Here is an 18,857-nt window from a genome sequence, read left to right on the forward strand (position 1 = left end):
AGTTGTGATGCGGGAGTCCAAAATGCCCCAAGATGCCGAAGCGATCCGTTCCATCCTGTCGCTCGCCCCGGTCATTCCGGTGATCATTCTGGACGATGTCAGCCAGGCGCGGCCGCTGGCCGAAGCGCTGGTGGCGGGCGGGCTGCCGATCCTCGAAGTCACGCTGCGCACGCCCAATGCGCTCAAGGTCATGGAAGAAATGGCCAAGGTTACCGGCGCCATCGTCGGCTCGGGCACCGTGCGGAACGCCAACCATATGCAGCAATCGGTGGATGCCGGCTGCCGCTTCATGGTGTCGCCGGGCATTTCGCCGCGCATTCTTGATGCCGCCGACGATATCGGCATTCCGCTGCTGCCGGGCATCGGAACCCCGAGCGAAGCGATGACCGCCAGCGAGCGTGGCTATTCCTTCCTCAAGTTTTTCCCGGCCGAAGCGCTGGGCGGCGCGCCGGTGCTCAAGGCCTTTGCCTCCCCGCTTTCCGATATCAAGTTCTGCCCCACCGGTGGCCTCGATCCCGTCAAGGCCAAGACCTACCTGGCGCTGCCCAATGTGATCTGCGTCGGCGGCTCTTGGATGATGCCGGCCGATGCGCTGGCCTCGGGCGATTGGGCCCAGATCGAAGCACTGGCGCGCGAGGCCAGCCAGTTGCGTGGCTAAGGGGCCAGAATAATCTTGCCGACCGATTGACGGCTTTCGATCAGGCGATGGGCGCTGGCGGCTTCTGCCAGCGGCAGGCGATGAGCGATCAGGGGTTTCAACGATCCGGCCGCCACGAGTGCATAAAGTTCGGCGAAATCCTGCTCCAGGGCATTTCTGCGCCGCCCGGTATCGCCGAGTAGCGACCACAGCGAGAAGCCCCTGAGCGTTTGCGCCTTGGCGAGGAAGCCGGGCATTTCCGCCGCGGAGATAGCCGGATAGGTGCCGCTGGCCCCCCATAGGCGACGAAGTGGCCACTGTCGGCGAGCACCGTCAGGCCCTGGCTGCTCAAGGCACCGCCGGCCGCGTCGAAGATCACGTCCGCGCCCCTGCCGCTGGTGACGTCGCGCACGGCTTGGGGCCAGGCGGCGTTGGAATAGTCGATGACAAGGTCAGGGCCGAGGGCCGCAATGGCATCGGCTTTGGCGGCGCTGCCGACAGTGGCGATGAGTGGGGAGGCGCCGCGCGCCTTCGCCAACTGCAGCAGCAGGTTGCCGACGCCGCCGGCCGCGCTGTGCACCAGCACCGAGCGGCCAGCCACCGGGACCGCTCGGACCAGATGCAGCGCCGTAATGCCAGCCACGCCGAGCGCTACGGCGTCTTCGAAGCTGACGCCGTCGAGGATCGGAAACACGGCAGCCGCGTCCACCACCATATGGGTCGCATAGCCGCCGCCCAGCGCGCCGATGGCGAATGGCGCCGCGAAAACGCGCTGACCGATAACCAGGCTGGTTACGCTGCTCCCCACCGCTTCGATGTAGCCCGCTGCCTCCGAGCCCAGCACGAGCGGAAGCGGCAAGGGCAGGCCGGTGCTGCCGCTGCGAATGAGCGCGTCGCCCAGATTGACGCCACTGGCAATGACGCGGACCAGCACCCGGCCATCCGACGGTTCCGGTGTGTCACTCTCGCGATAGCTGAAATTGTCGGGCCCGCCGAATTGATCAAGGACATTGGCTTTCATTGCGCGTCTCCTCATATTGGGAGAGCCTTTTGCGCCGGATCAGCCGCGCGATTCCACCGACCTTTCGGTCGGGTACAGACCGCAAGGTCAGCAGGGAGACGATGATGAACCGCCTATCCACATGGCCGCTGGAGCGGACGCTGCAGATCATCGGGGGGCGCTGGAAGCTCTACATCATCTGCCATCTGGTCGATGGCCCGAAGCGCCTGTCCGCCCTGGAGCGCGGCATTCCGGGCATTGCGCAAAAGGTGCTGATCCAGCAATTGCGCGAGATGGAGGAGCATGGGCTGGTCAGCCGGCAGGTGTTCGCCGAAGTGCCCGCCCGCGTCGAATATCGCGTGACGGCGCTTGGCCTTAGCCTCAAGCCGATCATTGCGGGGCTGCAGGATTGGGGGATTCACCAGGGCCAGGCCACAGGCGAGGGCGATAAGCTCGTAGTCTGCGCGCAGTCCGGCCGGCGCGCGCTGGGCGATGTCCAAATGCAGCCGTTCGACGCATGAGCGTTCCCGATAGCGGCTTGACGCATCTGCGGATCACCCTGACCGAAACCGCCTATCTGGGGCCTGGCCGTGCCGATTTGCTGGAGCAGATCGGCAAGACAGGCTCGATCTCGGCGGCCGGCAAGGCCATGGGCATGAGCTACAAGCGCGCCTGGGGGCTGGTGCAGGCGCTCAATGAGGGCTTTGGCATGGTGCTGGTGGAAACCAGCCGCGGCGGCAGCGGACAGGGCGGGGCGCTGTTGACCGAGGCGGGGCAACTGGTGCTGACCCACTATCGCTCCATGCAGGAGCGGACGCGCGAGGCGATTGCCGAAGATGTGAGTGCGCTGCGGCAGCTCATCGATATGTCCGGCAAGAAATAACGCTTGCGGGCCGCTCTGGCGTTTGCCAGAACCGATAGGGTTCATCAAACATATCGGAACGAGACAATGAACAAGATTCTGATCGGCGCTCTGCTGCTGGGCGTATCGTTCGTGCCGCAGGCCTATGCTGAGACGGCGAGCGTTGCAGTCGCGGCCAATTTTACCGCGGTGGCTGAGAAGCTGGCCGAGGCGTTCAAGACGGCGACAGGCGATGAGGTCACGCTGAGCTTTGGTGCCACCGGGGCGCTCTATACCCAGATCACCCAGGGCGCGCCGTTCGATATCCTGCTGTCGGCTGACGATACCCGTCCCGCCAAGGCTGTGGCCGATGGGCTCGGTGTCGATGGCTCGGTGTTTACCTATGCGATTGGCTCGCTGGCGCTTTACAGCACCTCGATCGACGTGACCGATGGCGAAGCAGTGCTCAAGGCCGATGCGTTCCAGAAGATTGCAATCGCCGATCCGAAGACCGCGCCCTATGGCCAGGCCGCCATTGAATCGCTGACCAAGCTTGGCCTGCTCGATGCGGTTACGCCCAAATTTGTTACCGGCGAGAACATCACGCAGACGCTGCAGTTCGTCGATAGCGGCAATGCTGAGCTCGGCTTCGTCGCCGCCAGCCAGGTGCTCGGCAAGGATCACGTCTGGATCGTGCCCGCCGAACTGCATGAGCCGATCAAGCAGGATGCCGTGCTGCTCAAGACCGGTGCTGAGAACAAGGCGGCGACCGGCTTCCTCGATTTCCTCAAGAGCGACGCCGCTGTGGCCGTGATAGAAGCCTCGGGTTACACCACAAAGTAATCGGAACAACTGGATGAGCGTAGCAGAACTCTGGCCACCGATCAGCCTGACGCTGATGCTGGCCGGGATCAATACGCTCATCCTGCTGCTGGTCGGCACGCCGATCGCCTGGTGGTTGGCGCGCAGCCAGTCGCGGGCGCGCGAACTGGTGGGGGCCGTGGTGGCACTGCCGCTGGTGCTGCCGCCGACGGTGCTGGGATTTTACCTGCTGCTGGCGCTCGGTCCCTATGGGCCGGGCGGCTGGATTGCGGGGTTCTGGGGCGGGCGGACGCTGGCCTTCTCGTTTCCGGGCCTCGTCATCGGCTCGGTATTTTATTCGATGCCCTTCATGGTGCAGCCGCTGCGCAACGCCTTCGTGGCCATCGGCGATGAGCCGTTGGAGGCAGCATCGTGCCTCGGCGCCAGCAATTGGCAACGCTTCTTGCGGGTGGCGCTGCCACTGGCGCGACCGGGCTATATCACCGGCGCGGTTATGACCTTTGCCCATACGGTGGGTGAATTCGGCGTGGTGCTGATGATCGGCGGCAATATTCCCGGCCAGACCAAGGTGCTGTCTATCTCGATCTACGACTATGTCGAACGGCTGCAATGGGGCACGGCGCATGTGCTGGCGCTGGGCATGGTGGTGTTCGCCTTCGTGGTCATCGCGGTGACGATGACCATGGACCGCCGCTCGACACTGCCGCTGCCTTAGCTCGCAACCTTATCCAGCATCGCCTTGGTGATGGTCTGCGTCGTCGAAAAGTAACCCTTCCACGGGTCCGGCTTTTTGGCCCGCTCGGCGGCGGCGGCGAGGCTGAACTGGTTGGCGGCTTTGATGTCTTTCAACTCAGCCCAGCTCACCGGCACGGCGGCAGGAGCGCCCTGGCGCGAGCGGCTGGACCACGGCGCGATGGCGGTGGAGCCGCGCTCATTGCGCAGGTAATCGACGAACATGCGGCCCTTGCGCTTGGCCTTGCTCATATTGGCGACGAAACGATCCGGCTCGCGTTCCTCCAGCAGCTTGGCTATCCCTTTGCAAAAAGCCTTGATATCGGGCCATTCCAGTTTGGGCACCAGCGGGGCGATGACGTGCACGCCCTTGCCGCCGCTGACCAGCGGATAGGTCTGCAGGTCGAACTCCTCGAGCAGTTTGGCGATGTCGCGTGCCGCATCGCGCACATGTTCGAACCCCAGACCCTCGTCGGGATCGATATCGAAAATAATGCGCTCGGGCTTTTCGATATCCTTGGTGCGCGATCCCCACAGGTGCCATTCCAGCACGTTCATTTGCGTGCCGCCCAGCAGGCCCGCCAGGGTGTCGATATAGAAATAGTCTTCCTTCTGGCCGTCCTTCTCCTCGATCAGGATGGACTTCATCACGTCGGGAAAGCCGCCGGTATCGTGCTTCTGGAAGAAGCAGTATTTCGTACGCCCCTGCGGACACCGCAGCAGGCTGAGCGGGCGGTTTTCGATATAGGGCAGCATGACATCGGCGACCGCAGCGTAATAGGCGGCAAGATCGCCCTTGGTGACGCCCTGGCCCGGATAGATGATGCGGTCGGGGCTGGTGAAGTGGATGCCGGCGGCCTCGGCGGCCAAAATGCCGGCCTGGCTGTGTAGCGGTGGGCTGGCGGCGTCGGTTGAAACGGGTGTTTCCAACGCGATCTCCCCCGCCGGCTTATCCTCGCGCAAAGCGAGGAAGGAGGGATGGCGCAGCACCCCATCGGGGGTGAACTCGGTAAAGCCGATTTCGGCGACCAATTCGGGAGCCACCCAATGGGCTGTGCGGGCGATCAGCTTGGGCACCTCGGCAAAGGGGCTGGTCTTGCGGGCACGGGCGTCGAGCTTTTGCTGCAAGGCCTCGGCGCTATCGACCGTAAAGCCGGTGCCGACACGACCGCGATAGACCAACTTGCCGTCTTCCAGAGTGCCGATCAGCAGCGACGCGAAGGTCTTCTTTTTCTCAGATGGCGACCAGCCGGCAATGATGAATTCCTGCCGCTTGGCCGCCTTGATCTTGAGCCAGCTCTTGGTGCGCTCGCCCCGATAGGGCGCATTGGCCAGTTTGGCGATAATGCCTTCATGGCCCTCGGCGGCGACAGCGTCGAACACCTTTTGGCCGTTGCCGGTGACGTGAGCGGAATATTGTACGAGGGACGATTTATCGATTGGGCCCAGCAGCTTTTCCAGCCGCGCCTTGCGCTCGACCAGAGGCAGCTTGGTGAGGTCTTCGCCGTCCTGTTCCAGCAGGTCGAAGGCAAAATAGGTCAGCGCGCCGCCATCAGACAGGTGGTCCTTAAGCGTGGCGAAATCCGTACGCCCCTTGGCGTCGAAGGCGCACAGTTCGCCATCGATCAGGGCGCTGCCCTTGGTCAGCTTACGCAGGGGCGGGGCGACGGCCTTGAACTGCTCGGACCAGTCCTTGCCGGTTCGCGTGTAGAGTGCCACTTGCTCGCCGGCCACGGCCGCGAGACAGCGATAGCCGTCATATTTCATCTCGAACACCCACTCGCTGCCCTGCGGCACGGCGGTGACGAGGGTTGCCAACTGGGGTTCGCGGAAAGCCGGCATCACCGCAGCTTTGCCGGTCTTTCTGGGCGCCGCCTTGGCGGCGACGGGATTATCGACCGCCTTGTCCTTGTCGGAATGCCAGACGGCTTCGGCAGGCGTTTCGGTCGACTTCTTCGGCTTCAACCCCTTGGCGATACCGGGCATGTCGCGGCCGGTCGATACCGAGGTGGTGAACTTGGGCACCAGCGTTTCAGCATCCTTGGCATAGTCATCGTGATGCTTGATCAGCAGCCAGTTTTCGCGCGGCGGGCCGGATTTGCGCTTGCTGTCGCGACGCTTCATATGGACCAAGACCCATTCGCCCTTCATGCGATGACCGTGCAGGCGCATCTTGAGGTCGCCGTCGGCCAGGCCATCATGCGGATCGCCCTGTACCGGCTCCCAGGTGCCCTCGTCCCACAGCATGACGGTGCCGCCGCCATATTCGCCTTCGGGGATGGTGCCCTCGAACGTGCCGTAATCGAGCGGATGGTCCTCGACCCGAACGGCGAGGCGCTTATCCGCTGGATTATCCGATGGCCCCTTGGTCACCGCCCAGCTTTTCAGCACGCCATCGAGTTCGATGCGGAAGTCATAATGCAGGCGCGTAGCGTCGTGCTTCTGCACGACGAAGGTCAGCTGGCCTTGCCGGTCGACACTGGAGTCGCCCGACGGCTCCTGCGTCTTGGCGAAGTCGCGCTTGGCTTTGTATTCCTTGAGCAGGGGCTCGGCTTTGCTGGCCATGACCTAGCTCGCGTTCTTGCGAGGGGCGGCCTTTGCTGCCGGCTTCTTGGCAGCCCCACCCTCGAGGCTCGATTTCAGCGCCGCCATCAAATCCACCACATTGGAGCCGGTCGGCTTGTGCTCGGGCAGTTCTTCCTTGGTGGAAATCTTGTGGCCCTTGGCTTTGAGTTTGCGGGCTATCAGTTCGCGTAGCGCTGTCTGATAGTGATCCTTGAACACGCCCGCGTCGAACTTGGCGGTCTTCTTGTCGATCAGCGCGGTGGCGACTTCGAGCAAATCCGGATCGGCCTTCTTGGCGGAAATCTCCGAGAAGAACGGATCGGATTTGCGGATTTCCGCCTCGTAATGCAGCGTTTCCAACAGGAGCCCCGTGCCAGTCGGCTTGATGGCGACCAAGTATTCCTTGCCGCGCAGCGCCAACTGCCCCAGCCCCACTTTCTGGCTCTGCCGTAGCGCATCGCGAGTAACGCGGAAGGCGTCTTCGGCCAGCTTGTCCGAGGGGACAGCGAAATAGGGCTTGTCGTAATAGATCGGATCGATCTCGGCAGCGGCAACGAACTGGGTCAGCTCCAGCGTCTTGCGGGTTTCCAGCTTAACCGCGTCGATCTCGTCATCCGTCAGCAGCACATAGTCGCCCTTTTCGTATTCAAACCCCTTCATGATCTCGTCCTTGTTGAGGGGACCGACGCCCGCAACCACTTTTTCGTAGTTGATGTGCTTTCCGGTGGGCTCGTGAATTTGCCGGAAGGCTGGCTTGGCATTGGGTTTGGTCGCCGAATACAGCTCAACGCCGATGGAGACGAGCGAGAGGCGGAGCTGACCTTTCCAGATCGGGCGTGACGCTGGCATTGCGGGCTCGCAGAGTTGATTTGGACCACGGTCTCAACGGTTGCGCTGCGCGCTTGGTTGCGCCTGTGGGATTCGATTGCGCGGGCCACAAGCCAACCGTAAAGTCGCGGCGCGAGGCGCGGTTGGGAGAATCGATATGGAATTGATGGACGGAATTCGGCTCGACGGGCTGAGCATTACGCTGATCGGGCTGGGCATTCTGGCGCTGCTGGTGCTGTTCGCCGGCGCCAAGACCATTCCGCAGGGCTACAATTACACCGTCGAGCGGTTCGGCAAATACACGCGCACGCTCAAGCCGGGCCTCAACATCATTGTGCCGTTCATCGACAATATCGGCAAGAAGATCAACGTCATGGAGCAGGTGCTCGAGGTCCCCCACCAGGAGGTGATCACCCGCGACAATGCGTCGATCACCGCCAATGGCGTGACATTTTATCAAATCCTTGATGCAGCGGCCGCGGCCTACGAGGTTTCCGGGCTGGAAAACGCCATCCTCAACCTGACCATGACCAATATCCGTACCGTGATGGGCTCGATGGACATGGATGAGCTACTGTCCAACCGCGACGAGATCAACCATCGACTGCTCAAGGTGGTGGACGCGGCGGTCTCGCCCTGGGGCGTCAAGATCACCCGCATCGAGATCAAGGATATTGATCCGCCCAAGGATGTGGTGGAATCGATGGGCCGGCAGATGAAGGCTGAACGCGAGAAGCGCGCCGCAATCCTCGAGGCCGAGGGGCGCCGCCAGTCGGCGATCCTGCAGGCCGAAGGCGCCAAGCAGGCGCAGGTGCTCGAAGCTGAAGGGCGCAGGGAAGCGGCGTTCCGCGATGCCGAGGCGCGCGAGCGTGCCGCCGAAGCCGAAGCCAAGGCGACCACCATGGTGTCCGAGGCCATCGCCAGCGGCAGCGTGCAGGCAATCAACTATTTCGTCGCCAATAACTACATCAAGGCGCTGGAAGCGATCGCAACCTCCCCCAACCAGAAAATCCTGATGCTGCCGCTCGAGGCCTCCAGCGTCATCGGCGCCATCGGCGGCATCGCCGAGATCGCGCGTGAAACCTTTGGCGGCTCATCGCCCAGCACCCCGCGGAGCGGGCGGCCGCCATCGGTTACCCCAGGCAGCCAGGGCTAGTCGGAGGCCACGATGCAGGTCATCGATTTTATCGCTGCCTATGGTGCATGGTCATGGATCGTCGCCGGCATCGTCCTGCTGGCGCTCGAAGTGGTGGGCTCGGGCGGGTTTCTGTTGTGGATGGGCGTAGCCGGGATCGTCACCGGGCTGATCGTTCTGATCCATCCCATCGACTGGCCACTGCAATGGCTGGTGTTCGGGGTGCTGTCGCTGGTGGCGATCGTGCTGTGGCTGCGCTGGCAGCGCGGCAAGGTGGTGCAAAGCGACCGGCCCTACCTCAATCGCCGCGCCGACCGCTTTACCGGGCAGGAGGCGATGCTGGAGGAGCCGATCGTCGACGGCTTCGGGCGGCTGGTGCTGGACGATACGGTCTGGCGTGTGGCCGGCCCCAACCTGCCTGCCGGAGTGCGCGTGCGCATCACCGGCAATAATGGGGCGGTGTTGAACGTCGTGGCGGCTTAGGGGCCCCGGATACGATCGGTCAATCGGGGCTAAACGTCACCCCCTCCCAACCTCCCCCACCAAGGGGGAGGTGCCTCTCCACTCCTGGAATGCGATCCAGTTCAACCCACCGGCAGACACCTCCCCCTTGATGGGGAGGGGGTGATGGATGCCCACGATATCAGGCCAAATACCTCAAAACCCCATATTGGCCGGCAGCGGCGGCGCGTCGTATTTCAGCACGATGATGACGCGCTCGTTGGACGGCAGATAGGGATCGTTGGCAAAGAACGGATCGCTATCCGCTCGGCCCGAGACATCGGAGATGCGCTGGTCAGGCACGCCGAATTCACCCAGAATCTGGCGCACCATATTGGCGCGATCGAAGGACAATTCCCAGGGCCCGTAATTGGGATTGGGATAGCTGACCCCGGCCGCGGTATGGCCCGAAATGGCGATCTGGTTGGGCATTTTGGCCAAGGCCGGCGCCATGGCGGCGAGCGCCTTGCGGGTCAACTCGTTGGGATATTTCGATCCCGGGGAGAACATGGCACGACCGGTCTGGTCGGCGATGATGATGTTGATGCCGTCCGCTGTTTCCTCGACGATCAGGTTGTCGGCCAGCGCCGTGATATCGGGCTGGTCCTGCCAGGCCTGCTTCAGGCTTGCTGCGGCGAGCGAGAAATTGGCGGCGCGCTGGACGTCATTGGGCTCCTTGATCGCTGTGTCGGTCTGCTCGCCCCGGGCATTGATGTTGTCCGCCTCGACGGTGGAGAACTCGGTCGTGGCGTCGGTGCGTTCCTGCGTCACCGATTTCATGAAATTGCGGTCGGGCTGGCCGTTGCGTTCGATCACGCCGGCCAGCAGGCTGTCGGGCGTGATGCCGAAGGCATGCTGCAGTGAGCCGGTGGCCTGGGTCAGCTTCTCCTGCTCCTGGGTGGAAAAGCTCAGCAGCATGACGAAGAACGCCATCAGCAGGGCCATCAGGTCGGCGAAGGAAACGATCCAGGTGCCGCCATGCGCGCCACCGGCGCCGTGTCTTTTCTTGAGCGCGGCCATCGATCAAGCCGCCTGAAGCATGGGACGGCTGTGCAGCGGCAGGTAACTCGCCAGTTCGTCCCGGATGGCCAGGGGATTTTTGCCATCGCGGATCATCACCAGTGCCTCGATGATGAGGCTCCGATTGGTGCCCTCCTCAGTGGCGCGATTGGCCAGTTTGTCGGCAATCGGCAGCATGATGACGTTGGCGACGACGGCGCCATAAAGCGTGGTCAGCAGGGCGATGGCCATGCCGGGACCGATCTTTTTGGGATCGTCCATGTGGCCGAACATCGAGACCAGGCCGATCAGCGTGCCGACCATGCCCATGCCGGGCGCGGCTTCGCCAAGGGCGCGGAAAATCCGGCTGCCGTCTTCGAGGCGCTCGTAATCGAGGTCGCGTTCGCGCTCCAGCGAGTAGCGCATCGCCTCCCCCGTATATCCATCGGCGATCATGCGCACGCCGCGCTGGAAGAATGGGTCGTCCAGCTGGACGGTTTCGAGCGCGATCGGGCCCTTCTTGCGCATGCGGTCGGCGATTTCGGCGATCTGGTCGATCAGGGTGGTGGGCGTGACGTGCTTGAAGTAGATGGCGCTCTTGAAAGTGGCCATCGCGGCGATGAAGCCGCCCAGCGTGTAGCGGCCCATGACGGCCATGGTGGCGCCGCCAACCACAACCACGACGGCCAGCAGACTGAAAAAGCTCGCAGGGTTGGATCCCTCGAGCAAGATGGCGATGAACAGCAGGCAGATGCCGCCGAACAAGCCGATCAGGGTTGCGATATCCATTTGATGTGTAGGCCCCGTAGACGCCCCGTTCTGGGACGCTTGAATGTGGCCACACTATTGGCGCGCAACAAATAATTGGCGCTTAAGCGGTGCAGTTAACGCTCCATGAGTCGCCAAATGCGGCATTGCAAGGCTTCGTTAACTATAAGCTGTAAGGATTAGCGGGCGTCGGCTGCCGTTTGGGCAGGCTCGCCGCTATCAGCACTGTCCTGACGGGAGCCAAGTCTTTGCCCTTGCGGTCGTTCCGGCATATCGGGCAAATCGGCGCGGCCTCGGCATTGTGCGCGCTCGCCATGGCGGGCTCGGCCCTGGCACAGACACAGCTTGGCAATGGCGACGGCTCCGATGCCGACAATCAACGGCTGCTGCCCGGCGTTTACCCTGCGGCGCCCGTTGATGCGCTGCCGCTGGATTTTCCGGGCTTGCGGGAGCCTTACGATCCATTTTTCAACATCGATTGGTCGATGGCGCTGCGCGGCAGCTACACGAAAACCAATGATGGTGAACAGTTTGATGTCGTGCTCGCACCCAGCGTCAGCTTCGAGCACGCCGGCTCCCGCTCGCAGATCAAGTTCAATGCTGGCGCCGAAGTCGACCAGCCGGTCGACGGGCAAATCGACGTCAGCGCCTTGCGGCTCGATCTCAGCACCAACTACGCGCTGGACAGCGTGACGACGCTCGACGCCAACGCGGATCTGTCGATCAGCCGGGACCGGCCCGATACGCCAGGGCTGGCCAATGGCATCACCCAGGCGCCCCAGACCGTTGTGGGCAGTGTCGATGGCGGTGTGACGCGCCAATTCGGCCGCTTCAATGTCGGGGTGACGGGCGAGGTGACCCGCTCGCTCTATGGCAATACGACCTACGCCGATGGCTCGGTGGTCGATAATAGCGAGCAGGATTTGTGGACGGCGGGTGGCGGGCTGCGGCTGGGCTTCCAGGCGACGCCGATCTTCGAGATTTTCACCGAAGCCAATCTCGGCCGGGAAATGTTCGACAGGCCCTCATCGGTGCTGCTGATCAAGCCGGATGCGACCAATACGTCGATCAAGGCTGGCGTGTCGGGCAAATGGAACGAAGTGCTGAGCGCCGAAGCTTCGGTCGGGCTGGGCCTCCGCCGGTTCGATGAAGCGAGCCTGGGCGAGGTCAAGTCGAACCTCTATGACGCGCGGCTGGTGTTCAGCCCCGATCCCACCTGGCGCTTTACTGCAGGTCTGACCACCACCGTGGCGCCTCCCGGCCCGGACAATGGCGGGCTGACTAAGGTCGAATACGCCGCCAATGCGGACGTCAATTACACGGTCAATTCCTGGCTGGTGCTGCGGGCGCTGGCCGACTGGAATACCAGCACGTTCGATGGCAGCAGCGACACCGAAACAGGCTACGGCTACGGCGTCGGCGCCGACTACAGCGTCAACGCCCACACCGCGCTTACCGCCGACTACGGCTATGAGCACGCCGATAAGACCAATGACAGCCCCGAGGACAGCCATCGGGTGACGGTCGGGGTTACGGTCAAGCGCTAAGCGCTAGAAATGCTCGCCGAGGTCGAGCTTGCGCAACTCGGCGACAAAGCCCTCGCGGATGTCGTCGCGGTCCAGCGCGTAGACCACATTGGCTGTCAGGAAGCCGATCTTGGAGCCGCAGTCGAACGACTGGCCCTGGTACTTCACGCCGGTGAAAGCCTGCGACTTCATCAGCGTCTGCATCGCATCGGTAAGCTGGATTTCCCCCCCCGCGCCCTTGGGCTGGTCGGCAAGCAGCGTGAAGATTTCCGGCTGCAGGATATAGCGACCCGAAATGATCAGGTTGGAGGGGGCTTCCTCTTGCTTGGGCTTTTCTACCATCTGGGTGATGGCGAAATTGCTGTCGGGGCCGTCGCCACGCGCGATGATGCCGTAGGAGGAAACTTCGGCCGGGGGGACTTCCTCGACGGCGATCACGTTGCCGCCGGTTTCCTCATAGGTGTCCATCATTTGCTTGAGCACGCCCGGATTGCCTTTGAACAGCATGTCGGGCAGCAGCAGCGCGAACGGCTCGCTGCCCACGATGTGACGCGCGCACCACACGGCGTGGCCCAGCCCCAGCGGCTCTTGCTGGCGAGTGAAGCTGGTGCGGCCCGCCGAGGGCAGGTCCTTGCGCAACTCATCGAGCGCCTTGGTCTTGCCGCGCATTTCCAGCGTGGTTTCGAGTTCGAACTGGCGGTCGAAGTGGTCCTCGATGACGCCCTTGTTGCGGCCGGTGACGAAGACGAAGTGCTCGATGCCGGCTTCGCGCGCCTCATCGACCGCGTACTGGATCAGCGGCCGGTCGACGACGGTCAGCATCTCCTTGGGCAGGGCCTTGGTGGCCGGCAGGAACCGCGTTCCCAACCCCGCAACGGGAAATACTGCTGTCCTGACGCGCTTGCCCACTGTTCACCCCAATCTGGATTTTCGCCGTAAAGCTATCTCAACATCTGGCACATAACATCACGGCAAAATAGCGTCTTAGCGGTTGGAGTTAACAGCATGGCAGTCCTGGTCACCGGCGGCGCCGGATATATTGGCAGCCATATGGTGCTGAACCTCACCGATGCCGGCGAGACCGTCGTGGTGCTCGATAACCTGGTCACCGGTTTCGATTGGGCCATCGATGGGCGCGCCACGTTCGTGCAGGGCTCCGCCGGCGACATGGAATTGGTAGGGGCGCTGGTCAAAGAGCACGGTATCACCGAGATTATCCATTTCGCCGGCTCCATCGTGGTGCCGGAATCGGTAGTCGATCCGCTCAAATATTATGGCAATAACACCGCTATTTCGCGCAACCTGCTGGAGGCTGCGGTCAAGGCGGGGGTCAAGCACTTCATCTTCTCGTCCACCGCCGCGGTTTACGGCATGACCGGCCTGGCCCCCGTGGTGGAGGAAACCCCGCTCAACCCGATGTCGCCCTATGGCCGCTCCAAATTGATGACCGAATGGATGCTGGCCGACGTGGCGGCGGCGCACCCGATCACCTATGGGGTGCTGCGCTATTTCAACGTGGCGGGCGCCGATCCCGGCAAGCGTTCTGGCCAGTCGACGCCGTTTGCCACCCATCTGATCAAGGTGGCGGCGCAGACGGCGCTCGGTCAGCGCGCCAAGATGGACATTTTTGGCACCGACTACGAAACGCCGGACGGCACCTGCGTGCGCGACTATATCCACGTCACCGACCTGATCGCGGCCCATGCCTTGCTGCTGGGCCATTTGCGCAGCGGCGGCGAGAGCACGACGTTGAACTGCGCCTACGGGCAGGGCTATTCGGTGCGGCAGGTGGTCGATACCGTCAAGGCGGTGTCGGGCGTCGATTTCCGCGTCGATGAAGGCCCGCGCCGTCCGGGCGATCCGGCCTCTATCACCGCCACCGGCGAAAAGGTGCGCTCGATCCTGGGCTGGGTGCCCCAGCATGACGATCTGCAAGAAATCGTCGAATCCGCCTATGCTTGGGAACAGCACCTGATGGTGCGCAACCGCTAGGCTCGGGATAAAAAGGGGCTGCCCGTGATCAAAACCATCGTTGCGAGCCTGCTGCTGGCGCTCATGATCGTGCCGGCAAACGCCCAGCCAATCGAAAGCTTCGACAGCTTCATTGCCAATTTCGAGGCGAAGGCCCTGGCGGCGGGGATCACTCGCGAAACCTATCAGGCGGCGATGGTTGGGCTGACCCCGGACGCCGGCACACCGGACCTGGTGAGCGCGCAGCCCGAATTCACCACCCCGATGTGGGATTATATCGATCTGCGCGCATCGCCGCGACGCATCACCAACGGCAAGGCGGCGATGGAGCGCAATGCGTCATTGTTCGCCGATATCGGCCAGCGCTACGGCGTTGAACCGCGCCTGCTGGGGGCCATCTGGGGTATCGAGACCAATTATGGCTCGGTGCTGGGCGATACCAAAATAATCCGGCCGATCGTGCGCTCGCTAGCGACGCTGGTGCATCAGCGCCGCAGCCGCCTCGAAGGCGACGAAGCCGATTTGATCGCCGCATTGCAACTGGTGCAACGGGGGCCGCTCGACGCGCAGCATCTGGTCGGCTCCTGGGCCGGGGCGATCGGGCATTTGCAGGTCAATCCATCTAACGTGGTCAAATACGGCACCGACGGGGATGGCGACGGCGTGGTGGACCTGCAGAATTCGCTGGCCGATGCGCTGGCCACCAGCGCGGTCTATCTGCGCGGATTGGGCTATCAGCCGGGCGTGCCCTGCAGCATCGAGGTCGCGGTGCCCGATGGTTTCGACTACCTGTTGGCGGATCGGACCCAGATGCGGCCGGTATCGTTCTTTGCCGAGAAGGGCATAGCGCGGGTGCGGGGAGAGGCCTTCGCCGATCCCAATCTGCCGGTCTTTCTCTATGTGCCAGCGGGCAAGGACGGCCCGAAATTCCTCATGACGCAGAACTACATGGTCCTCAAGGGCTATAATCTCTCCGACAGCTACGCCATGGCGGTGTCCCATCTCGCCGACCGGCTCAACGGCGGCGATGCCTTTGCGGACGATTGGCCGCGCGACACGCAATTCCCCAATATCGCCGAGCGCAAGGCGATCCAGGCGGCATTGGTCAAGCTAGGCTTTCTGAAGGGCGATGTGGATGGCCGGATCGGGCCGATCAGCCAACAGGCCTATGCGCAGTTCCAGGCCTCGCGCGGCGAGGTGGCCGATGGCTTCATCACCAAGGCGTCCTACGAGGAACTAGCCGCCGCGGCGCGATAAGTTCGGCGTGACTGAACTGGCCTTGCCGGGCCTGTTTTGCTAGAGAATGGGCGAGTTTACCAAGGGCTGACATGATCCGCGTCCTCTCCGTCATCGTCCTGTTCTGCTTCGTCATGGTCGATATTGCGCCGGTGTTTGCGCAGGACCAGGGTACTATCGTGTTGGCGCAGGCGCAGAAGCGGCGGACGCTGTTCGACCTGCTGTTTGGCGAGGAGCCGGCTCCGCCGCCCCCCGTGCAGCAGCAACAGCAACCGCGGGCAACGCCGCGTGCGCCCACCGCCGCGCTACCGCCGGCCAAGCCGCTCGTCACCAAGGCCGAAGGCGCTACGCGGCTGGCGGTATTCGGGGATTCCATGGCGATCGATCTCAGCAAAGCGCTGGAACGCTTCTATGCCGAGGACCCGAACCTCGTGGTCATCGACCAGGGCGTGGGGGACTCCGGGTTCGTTCGCGAGGATTTCTTCGATTGGGACCGGGCTGTGGGCGAGCAGATCGCCGCCAATAGTTTCGATCTGGCGATCGTCATGATTGGCGTCAATGACCGGCAGGAAATCAATGCCGACGGGCAGAGCTACAAGTCCCTGACCGATCCGTGGAAGGCGATCTACCAGCAGCGGCTGACGGGGTTCCTGAACCAATTGCGTGCGGCCAACAAGCCGGTGATCTGGGTTGGCCTGCCGCCGATGAGCAAGAGCGAATATTCCGCGGCCCTCGCCCAGATCAGTGCCATCCAGCGGCTGGCAAGCTTCTCGGGCGGCGCCGAATTTGTCGATATCTATGAGCGGTTCCTCGGCGAGGACGGCAAGTTTTCCGCCTATGGCCCCGATGTGAACGGGCAGAGCGCGCGCATGCGCAAGGATGACGGCATCCACTTTTCCACCGCCGGCTCGGACAAGCTGGCGTTTTATCTCAACCAGTCGATCCGCAATTTCTATCGCAGCGGCGGGGTGAGCGTGGCGGTTGCCGATCCATTGCTGGGCACCGATGCGGGCGCGATGGTGCGGCTGCCGTATCAGGGATTGGGACAGGTGCGGCTACTGGAGGTTGCCGGCGCAGTGATCCCGTTAAGCCGGTCGCCGAACCGGGCCGGCGATCTGTTGACCGCGTCGGGCCAGCCGGCGCCAGTGCCGGCCTTCACGCTCGAGCAATTGATGACCGCGCCGAAGGGCCGCGTCGATGCGTTTGGCGTCGGTGTCGATCCGGGCGCGGTGGAGAATGCCGCCGGGCGCTAGCTTTTGAGGAAGCGCACGGCCCCGATATGGGGCAAGTTGCGATTGCGCTGGCCGTAGTCGATGCCATAGCCGACGACGAACTTGTCGGGAATATCGAAGCCCACCCATTTGGCCTGCACGTCGGTTTCCCGCCGGCTGGGCTTGTTGAGCAATGCACACACTTCCATACGGCGCGGATGGCGCGTTTCGAGGATTTCCAGCACGTGCTTGAGCGTGTAACCGGTGTCGACGATGTCCTCGACCACCAGCACGTCGCGCCCGCCGATTTCGCCGCGCAAATCCTTGAGAATACGCACTTCGCGGCTCGATTCCATGGCATTGCCATAGGATGAGGCTTCCATGAAGTCGACCTCGACGGGCAGGTTCAACTCACGCACCAGATCGGCGATGAAGATGAACGAGCCGCGCAGCAGGCCGACGACGACGAGCTTGTCGGTATCGGCGTAGAAGGTCGCAATCTCCTTGGCGAGGGCTTCCACCCGCGCCGCGATGGCTTTGGCGGAGATCAGTTCATCGACGGTGTAGGGCGGCTGGGTCATGCGGCGATTCCCGGGAAGGCATAACCTCTAGCGTGGCATGGGACAAAACGCGATGGGGCGGTGATCACCCTTCACCCCCTCCTACCTCCCCCATCAAGGGGGAGGTTTCTCTCCACTCGTGGAATTCGATCCAGTTCAACCCACCCCCTCCCAACCTCCCCCTTGATGGGGGAGGTTGGGAGGGGGTGTTCGGAGCCACGATGTCGAAATTGGGAGAAAAGCCTACCGCGGCAAATCCGTCTTGCCCATCAGATCCTTATCGATCGCCCGCGCCGCCTGCCGACCCTCGCGGATCGCCCAGACCACCAGCGATTGCCCACGCCGCATGTCGCCGGCGGCGTAAACCTTATCCACGCTCGTCTTGTAGCTGAACGTATCGGCAAACAAGTTGCCGCGCGCATCCAGCTTGGCGCCGAGTTCGGCCAGCATGCCCTCGTGGATGGGGTGGGCGAAACCGATGGCCAGCAGTACCAGGTCGGCCTTGATGATGAATTCGGTACCGGGGATGGGCTGGCGCTTGCGATCGACGCGGGCGCATTCGACGCCGGTGACCTGGCCCTTGGCATTGCCGATGATCTTCATCGTGCCCGCCGCGAATTCGCGGATGGCGCCTTCGGCCTGGGACGACGACGTGCGCATCTTGACCGCCCAGTTGGGCCAGTTGGTCAGCTTGTTCTCGAGTTCAGGCGGCTGGGCGCGAACGTCGAGCTGGGTCACCGCAATGGCGCCCTGGCGGAACGAGGTGCCGACGCAGTCGCTCGCCGTATCGCCGCCGCCGACCACCACAACATGCTTGCCGGCCGCCGAGAGCAGTTGCTCGCCCGAAATATCCTCGCCGCCAAGGCGACGATTCTGCTGCACGAGGAAGGGCATGGCGAAGTTGACGCCCGCCAGATTGACGCCTTCGGCATCGACATCGCGGGGATGTTCAGAGCCGCCGGTCAGCAGCACGGCATCGTGCCGGCCCTGTAAATCGGACAGCGGCCGGGTGACGCCGATATTCTCGTTGTAATGGAAGGTGACGCCCTCGGCGGTCATCTGCTCGACGCGGAAGTCGATATGGTCCTTCTCCATCTTGAAGTCGGGAATACCATAACGCATCAGGCCGCCGGCCTTGGGCTCGCGCTCATAAAGATGCACGTCATGACCGGCGCGAGCCAGTTGCTGGGCGGCTGCCATGCCCGCTGGGCCGGAGCCGATAATGGCCACGGATTTCCCGGTCTTCTTGTCGTTGATCTGCGGCTTGACCCAGCCATTGCGGATGGCGCGGTCGGCGATGGCCTGTTCGACGGTCTTGATGGCGACTGGGGTGTCTTCCAGGTTCAGCGTGCAGGCTTCCTCGCAGGGCGCCGGGCAGATGCGGCCGGTGAACTCGGGGAAGTTGTTGGTCGAATGCAGGTCGATCGCCGCCTGCTGCCAGTTGCCGCAATAGACTAGGTCGTTCCAGTCGGGGATCTGGTTATGCACCGGGCATCCGGTCGGCCCATGGCAGACCGGAATGCCG

The 18,857-nt window shown here is 63.0% G+C and carries 20 protein-coding genes; 11 read left to right on the forward strand and 9 right to left on the reverse strand.

What is annotated here, in order from left to right; all coding sequences use genetic code 11:
• Nucleotides 1–22: 22 nt before the first annotated feature.
• Nucleotides 23–658 carry a bifunctional 4-hydroxy-2-oxoglutarate aldolase/2-dehydro-3-deoxy-phosphogluconate aldolase gene (eda, locus tag JWP26_RS01025; RefSeq protein WP_299722145.1) on the forward strand — a complete coding sequence of 212 codons (636 nt, stop codon included), beginning with the start codon at nt 23–25 and terminating at the stop codon, nt 656–658.
• Here eda and JWP26_RS01030 read toward each other — a convergent pair.
• Entirely contained in the window at nt 655–849 is a 195-nt protein-coding gene (locus JWP26_RS01030; RefSeq protein WP_299722200.1) for a zinc-binding dehydrogenase, read from the reverse strand. The two genes, eda and JWP26_RS01030, sit on opposite strands and share 4 nt — an antisense overlap.
• Complete coding sequence (locus tag JWP26_RS01035) at nt 756–1,658, reverse strand: zinc-binding alcohol dehydrogenase family protein (RefSeq protein ID WP_299722148.1); 903 nt, start codon at nt 1,656–1,658, stop codon at nt 756–758. The genes JWP26_RS01030 and JWP26_RS01035 overlap by 94 nt, the downstream gene beginning before the upstream one ends.
• Nucleotides 1,659–1,762: 104 nt before the next feature.
• Here JWP26_RS01035 and JWP26_RS01040 point away from each other — a divergent pair, with 104 nt between their 5' ends.
• The 4 genes from JWP26_RS01040 (at nt 1,763) to modB (ending at nt 4,015) form a co-directional block, all read left to right on the forward strand.
• Entirely contained in the window at nt 1,763–2,158 is a 396-nt protein-coding gene (locus JWP26_RS01040; protein WP_299722151.1) for a helix-turn-helix domain-containing protein, read from the forward strand.
• Complete coding sequence (locus JWP26_RS01045) at nt 2,155–2,520, forward strand: winged helix-turn-helix domain-containing protein (RefSeq protein ID WP_299722153.1); 366 nt, start codon at nt 2,155–2,157, stop codon at nt 2,518–2,520. The genes JWP26_RS01040 and JWP26_RS01045 overlap by 4 nt, the downstream gene beginning before the upstream one ends.
• Before the next feature lie 66 nt (nt 2,521–2,586).
• A complete protein-coding gene (gene modA / locus JWP26_RS01050) occupies nt 2,587–3,321 on the forward strand; it encodes a molybdate ABC transporter substrate-binding protein (protein ID WP_299722155.1) in 735 nt (244 codons plus the stop codon).
• 13 nt (nt 3,322–3,334) lie between these two features.
• On the forward strand, nt 3,335–4,015 hold the full coding sequence (gene modB, locus JWP26_RS01055) for a molybdate ABC transporter permease subunit (RefSeq protein WP_299722158.1): 681 nt from the start codon (nt 3,335–3,337) through the stop codon (nt 4,013–4,015).
• Here the strand turns inward: modB and ligD are convergent.
• Nucleotides 4,012–6,597, reverse strand: coding sequence for a DNA ligase D (gene ligD, locus JWP26_RS01060; protein ID WP_299722161.1), 2,586 nt, complete (start codon nt 6,595–6,597; stop codon nt 4,012–4,014). The two genes, modB and ligD, sit on opposite strands and share 4 nt — an antisense overlap.
• Before the next feature lie 3 nt (nt 6,598–6,600).
• Nucleotides 6,601–7,446 (reverse strand): Ku protein, encoded by an 846-nt coding sequence (locus JWP26_RS01065; RefSeq protein WP_299722164.1) that lies wholly within the window; start codon nt 7,444–7,446, stop codon nt 6,601–6,603.
• A gap of 145 nt (nt 7,447–7,591) precedes the next feature.
• Here JWP26_RS01065 and JWP26_RS01070 point away from each other — a divergent pair, with 145 nt between their 5' ends.
• On the forward strand, nt 7,592–8,581 hold the full coding sequence (locus JWP26_RS01070) for an SPFH domain-containing protein (protein ID WP_299722203.1): 990 nt from the start codon (nt 7,592–7,594) through the stop codon (nt 8,579–8,581).
• A gap of 12 nt (nt 8,582–8,593) precedes the next feature.
• Nucleotides 8,594–9,043, forward strand: coding sequence for an NfeD family protein (locus JWP26_RS01075; protein ID WP_299722167.1), 450 nt, complete (start codon nt 8,594–8,596; stop codon nt 9,041–9,043).
• 174 nt (nt 9,044–9,217) lie between these two features.
• On the opposite strand, the gene JWP26_RS01080 is transcribed toward JWP26_RS01075, so the two are convergent.
• A complete protein-coding gene (locus JWP26_RS01080) occupies nt 9,218–10,081 on the reverse strand; it encodes a flagellar motor protein MotB (protein ID WP_299722170.1) in 864 nt (287 codons plus the stop codon).
• 3 nt (nt 10,082–10,084) lie between these two features.
• Nucleotides 10,085–10,849 carry a MotA/TolQ/ExbB proton channel family protein gene (locus JWP26_RS01085; protein WP_299722173.1) on the reverse strand — a complete coding sequence of 255 codons (765 nt, stop codon included), beginning with the start codon at nt 10,847–10,849 and terminating at the stop codon, nt 10,085–10,087.
• 227 nt (nt 10,850–11,076) lie between these two features.
• On the opposite strand from JWP26_RS01085, the gene JWP26_RS01090 reads away from it, so the two are divergent.
• Nucleotides 11,077–12,375: an outer membrane beta-barrel protein gene (locus JWP26_RS01090; protein ID WP_299722177.1), complete on the forward strand. Its 1,299-nt coding sequence runs from the start codon at nt 11,077–11,079 to the stop codon at nt 12,373–12,375.
• 3 nt (nt 12,376–12,378) lie between these two features.
• Here JWP26_RS01090 and galU read toward each other — a convergent pair whose 3' ends face one another.
• Nucleotides 12,379–13,263, reverse strand: a complete 885-nt coding sequence (galU, locus tag JWP26_RS01095) for a UTP--glucose-1-phosphate uridylyltransferase GalU (protein WP_299722180.1) — start codon at nt 13,261–13,263, stop codon at nt 12,379–12,381.
• Nucleotides 13,264–13,359: 96 nt separating this feature from the next.
• Here galU and galE point away from each other — a divergent pair, with 96 nt between their 5' ends.
• The 3 genes from galE (at nt 13,360) to JWP26_RS01110 (ending at nt 16,814) form a co-directional block, all read left to right on the forward strand.
• Nucleotides 13,360–14,346, forward strand: coding sequence for a UDP-glucose 4-epimerase GalE (gene galE, locus JWP26_RS01100; RefSeq protein WP_299722183.1), 987 nt, complete (start codon nt 13,360–13,362; stop codon nt 14,344–14,346).
• A 24-nt stretch (nt 14,347–14,370) separates the two neighbouring features.
• Nucleotides 14,371–15,582, forward strand: coding sequence for a lytic murein transglycosylase (locus tag JWP26_RS01105; protein ID WP_299722186.1), 1,212 nt, complete (start codon nt 14,371–14,373; stop codon nt 15,580–15,582).
• Nucleotides 15,583–15,653: 71 nt separating this feature from the next.
• Nucleotides 15,654–16,814, forward strand: a complete 1,161-nt coding sequence (locus JWP26_RS01110) for a DUF459 domain-containing protein (RefSeq protein WP_299722189.1) — start codon at nt 15,654–15,656, stop codon at nt 16,812–16,814.
• Here JWP26_RS01110 and hpt read toward each other — a convergent pair.
• Both hpt and JWP26_RS01120 read right to left on the reverse strand, forming a co-directional pair.
• Complete coding sequence (gene hpt / locus JWP26_RS01115) at nt 16,811–17,353, reverse strand: hypoxanthine phosphoribosyltransferase (protein ID WP_299722191.1); 543 nt, start codon at nt 17,351–17,353, stop codon at nt 16,811–16,813. The two genes, JWP26_RS01110 and hpt, sit on opposite strands and share 4 nt — an antisense overlap.
• A 222-nt stretch (nt 17,354–17,575) precedes the next feature.
• The coding region (locus tag JWP26_RS01120; protein WP_299722194.1) for a glutamate synthase subunit beta at nt 17,576–18,857 on the reverse strand (1,282 nt) is incomplete at its 5' end.

Origin of the sequence: Devosia sp., from assembly GCF_028290435.1 — a bacterium.
GTDB lineage: Bacteria > Pseudomonadota > Alphaproteobacteria > Rhizobiales > Devosiaceae > Devosia.

Bases quoted from the DNA above. Each gene is read 5' to 3' on its own strand.
- eda (WP_299722145.1), top strand. From the start codon at position 23: ATGCCCCAAGATGCCGAAGCGATCCGTTCCATCCTGTCGCTCGCCCCG.
- JWP26_RS01035 (WP_299722148.1), bottom strand. From the start codon at position 1,658: ATGAAAGCCAATGTCCTTGATCAATTCGGCGGGCCCGACAATTTCAGC.
- JWP26_RS01040 (WP_299722151.1), top strand. From the start codon at position 1,763: ATGAACCGCCTATCCACATGGCCGCTGGAGCGGACGCTGCAGATCATC.
- JWP26_RS01045 (WP_299722153.1), top strand. From the start codon at position 2,155: ATGAGCGTTCCCGATAGCGGCTTGACGCATCTGCGGATCACCCTGACC.
- modA (WP_299722155.1), top strand. From the start codon at position 2,587: ATGAACAAGATTCTGATCGGCGCTCTGCTGCTGGGCGTATCGTTCGTG.
- modB (WP_299722158.1), top strand. From the start codon at position 3,335: ATGAGCGTAGCAGAACTCTGGCCACCGATCAGCCTGACGCTGATGCTG.
- ligD (WP_299722161.1), bottom strand. From the start codon at position 6,597: ATGGCCAGCAAAGCCGAGCCCCTGCTCAAGGAATACAAAGCCAAGCGC.
- JWP26_RS01065 (WP_299722164.1), bottom strand. From the start codon at position 7,446: ATGCCAGCGTCACGCCCGATCTGGAAAGGTCAGCTCCGCCTCTCGCTC.
- JWP26_RS01070 (WP_299722203.1), top strand. From the start codon at position 7,592: ATGGACGGAATTCGGCTCGACGGGCTGAGCATTACGCTGATCGGGCTG.
- JWP26_RS01075 (WP_299722167.1), top strand. From the start codon at position 8,594: ATGCAGGTCATCGATTTTATCGCTGCCTATGGTGCATGGTCATGGATC.
- JWP26_RS01080 (WP_299722170.1), bottom strand. From the start codon at position 10,081: ATGGCCGCGCTCAAGAAAAGACACGGCGCCGGTGGCGCGCATGGCGGC.
- JWP26_RS01085 (WP_299722173.1), bottom strand. From the start codon at position 10,849: ATGGATATCGCAACCCTGATCGGCTTGTTCGGCGGCATCTGCCTGCTG.
- galE (WP_299722183.1), top strand. From the start codon at position 13,360: ATGGCAGTCCTGGTCACCGGCGGCGCCGGATATATTGGCAGCCATATG.
- JWP26_RS01110 (WP_299722189.1), top strand. From the start codon at position 15,654: ATGATCCGCGTCCTCTCCGTCATCGTCCTGTTCTGCTTCGTCATGGTC.
- hpt (WP_299722191.1), bottom strand. From the start codon at position 17,353: ATGACCCAGCCGCCCTACACCGTCGATGAACTGATCTCCGCCAAAGCC.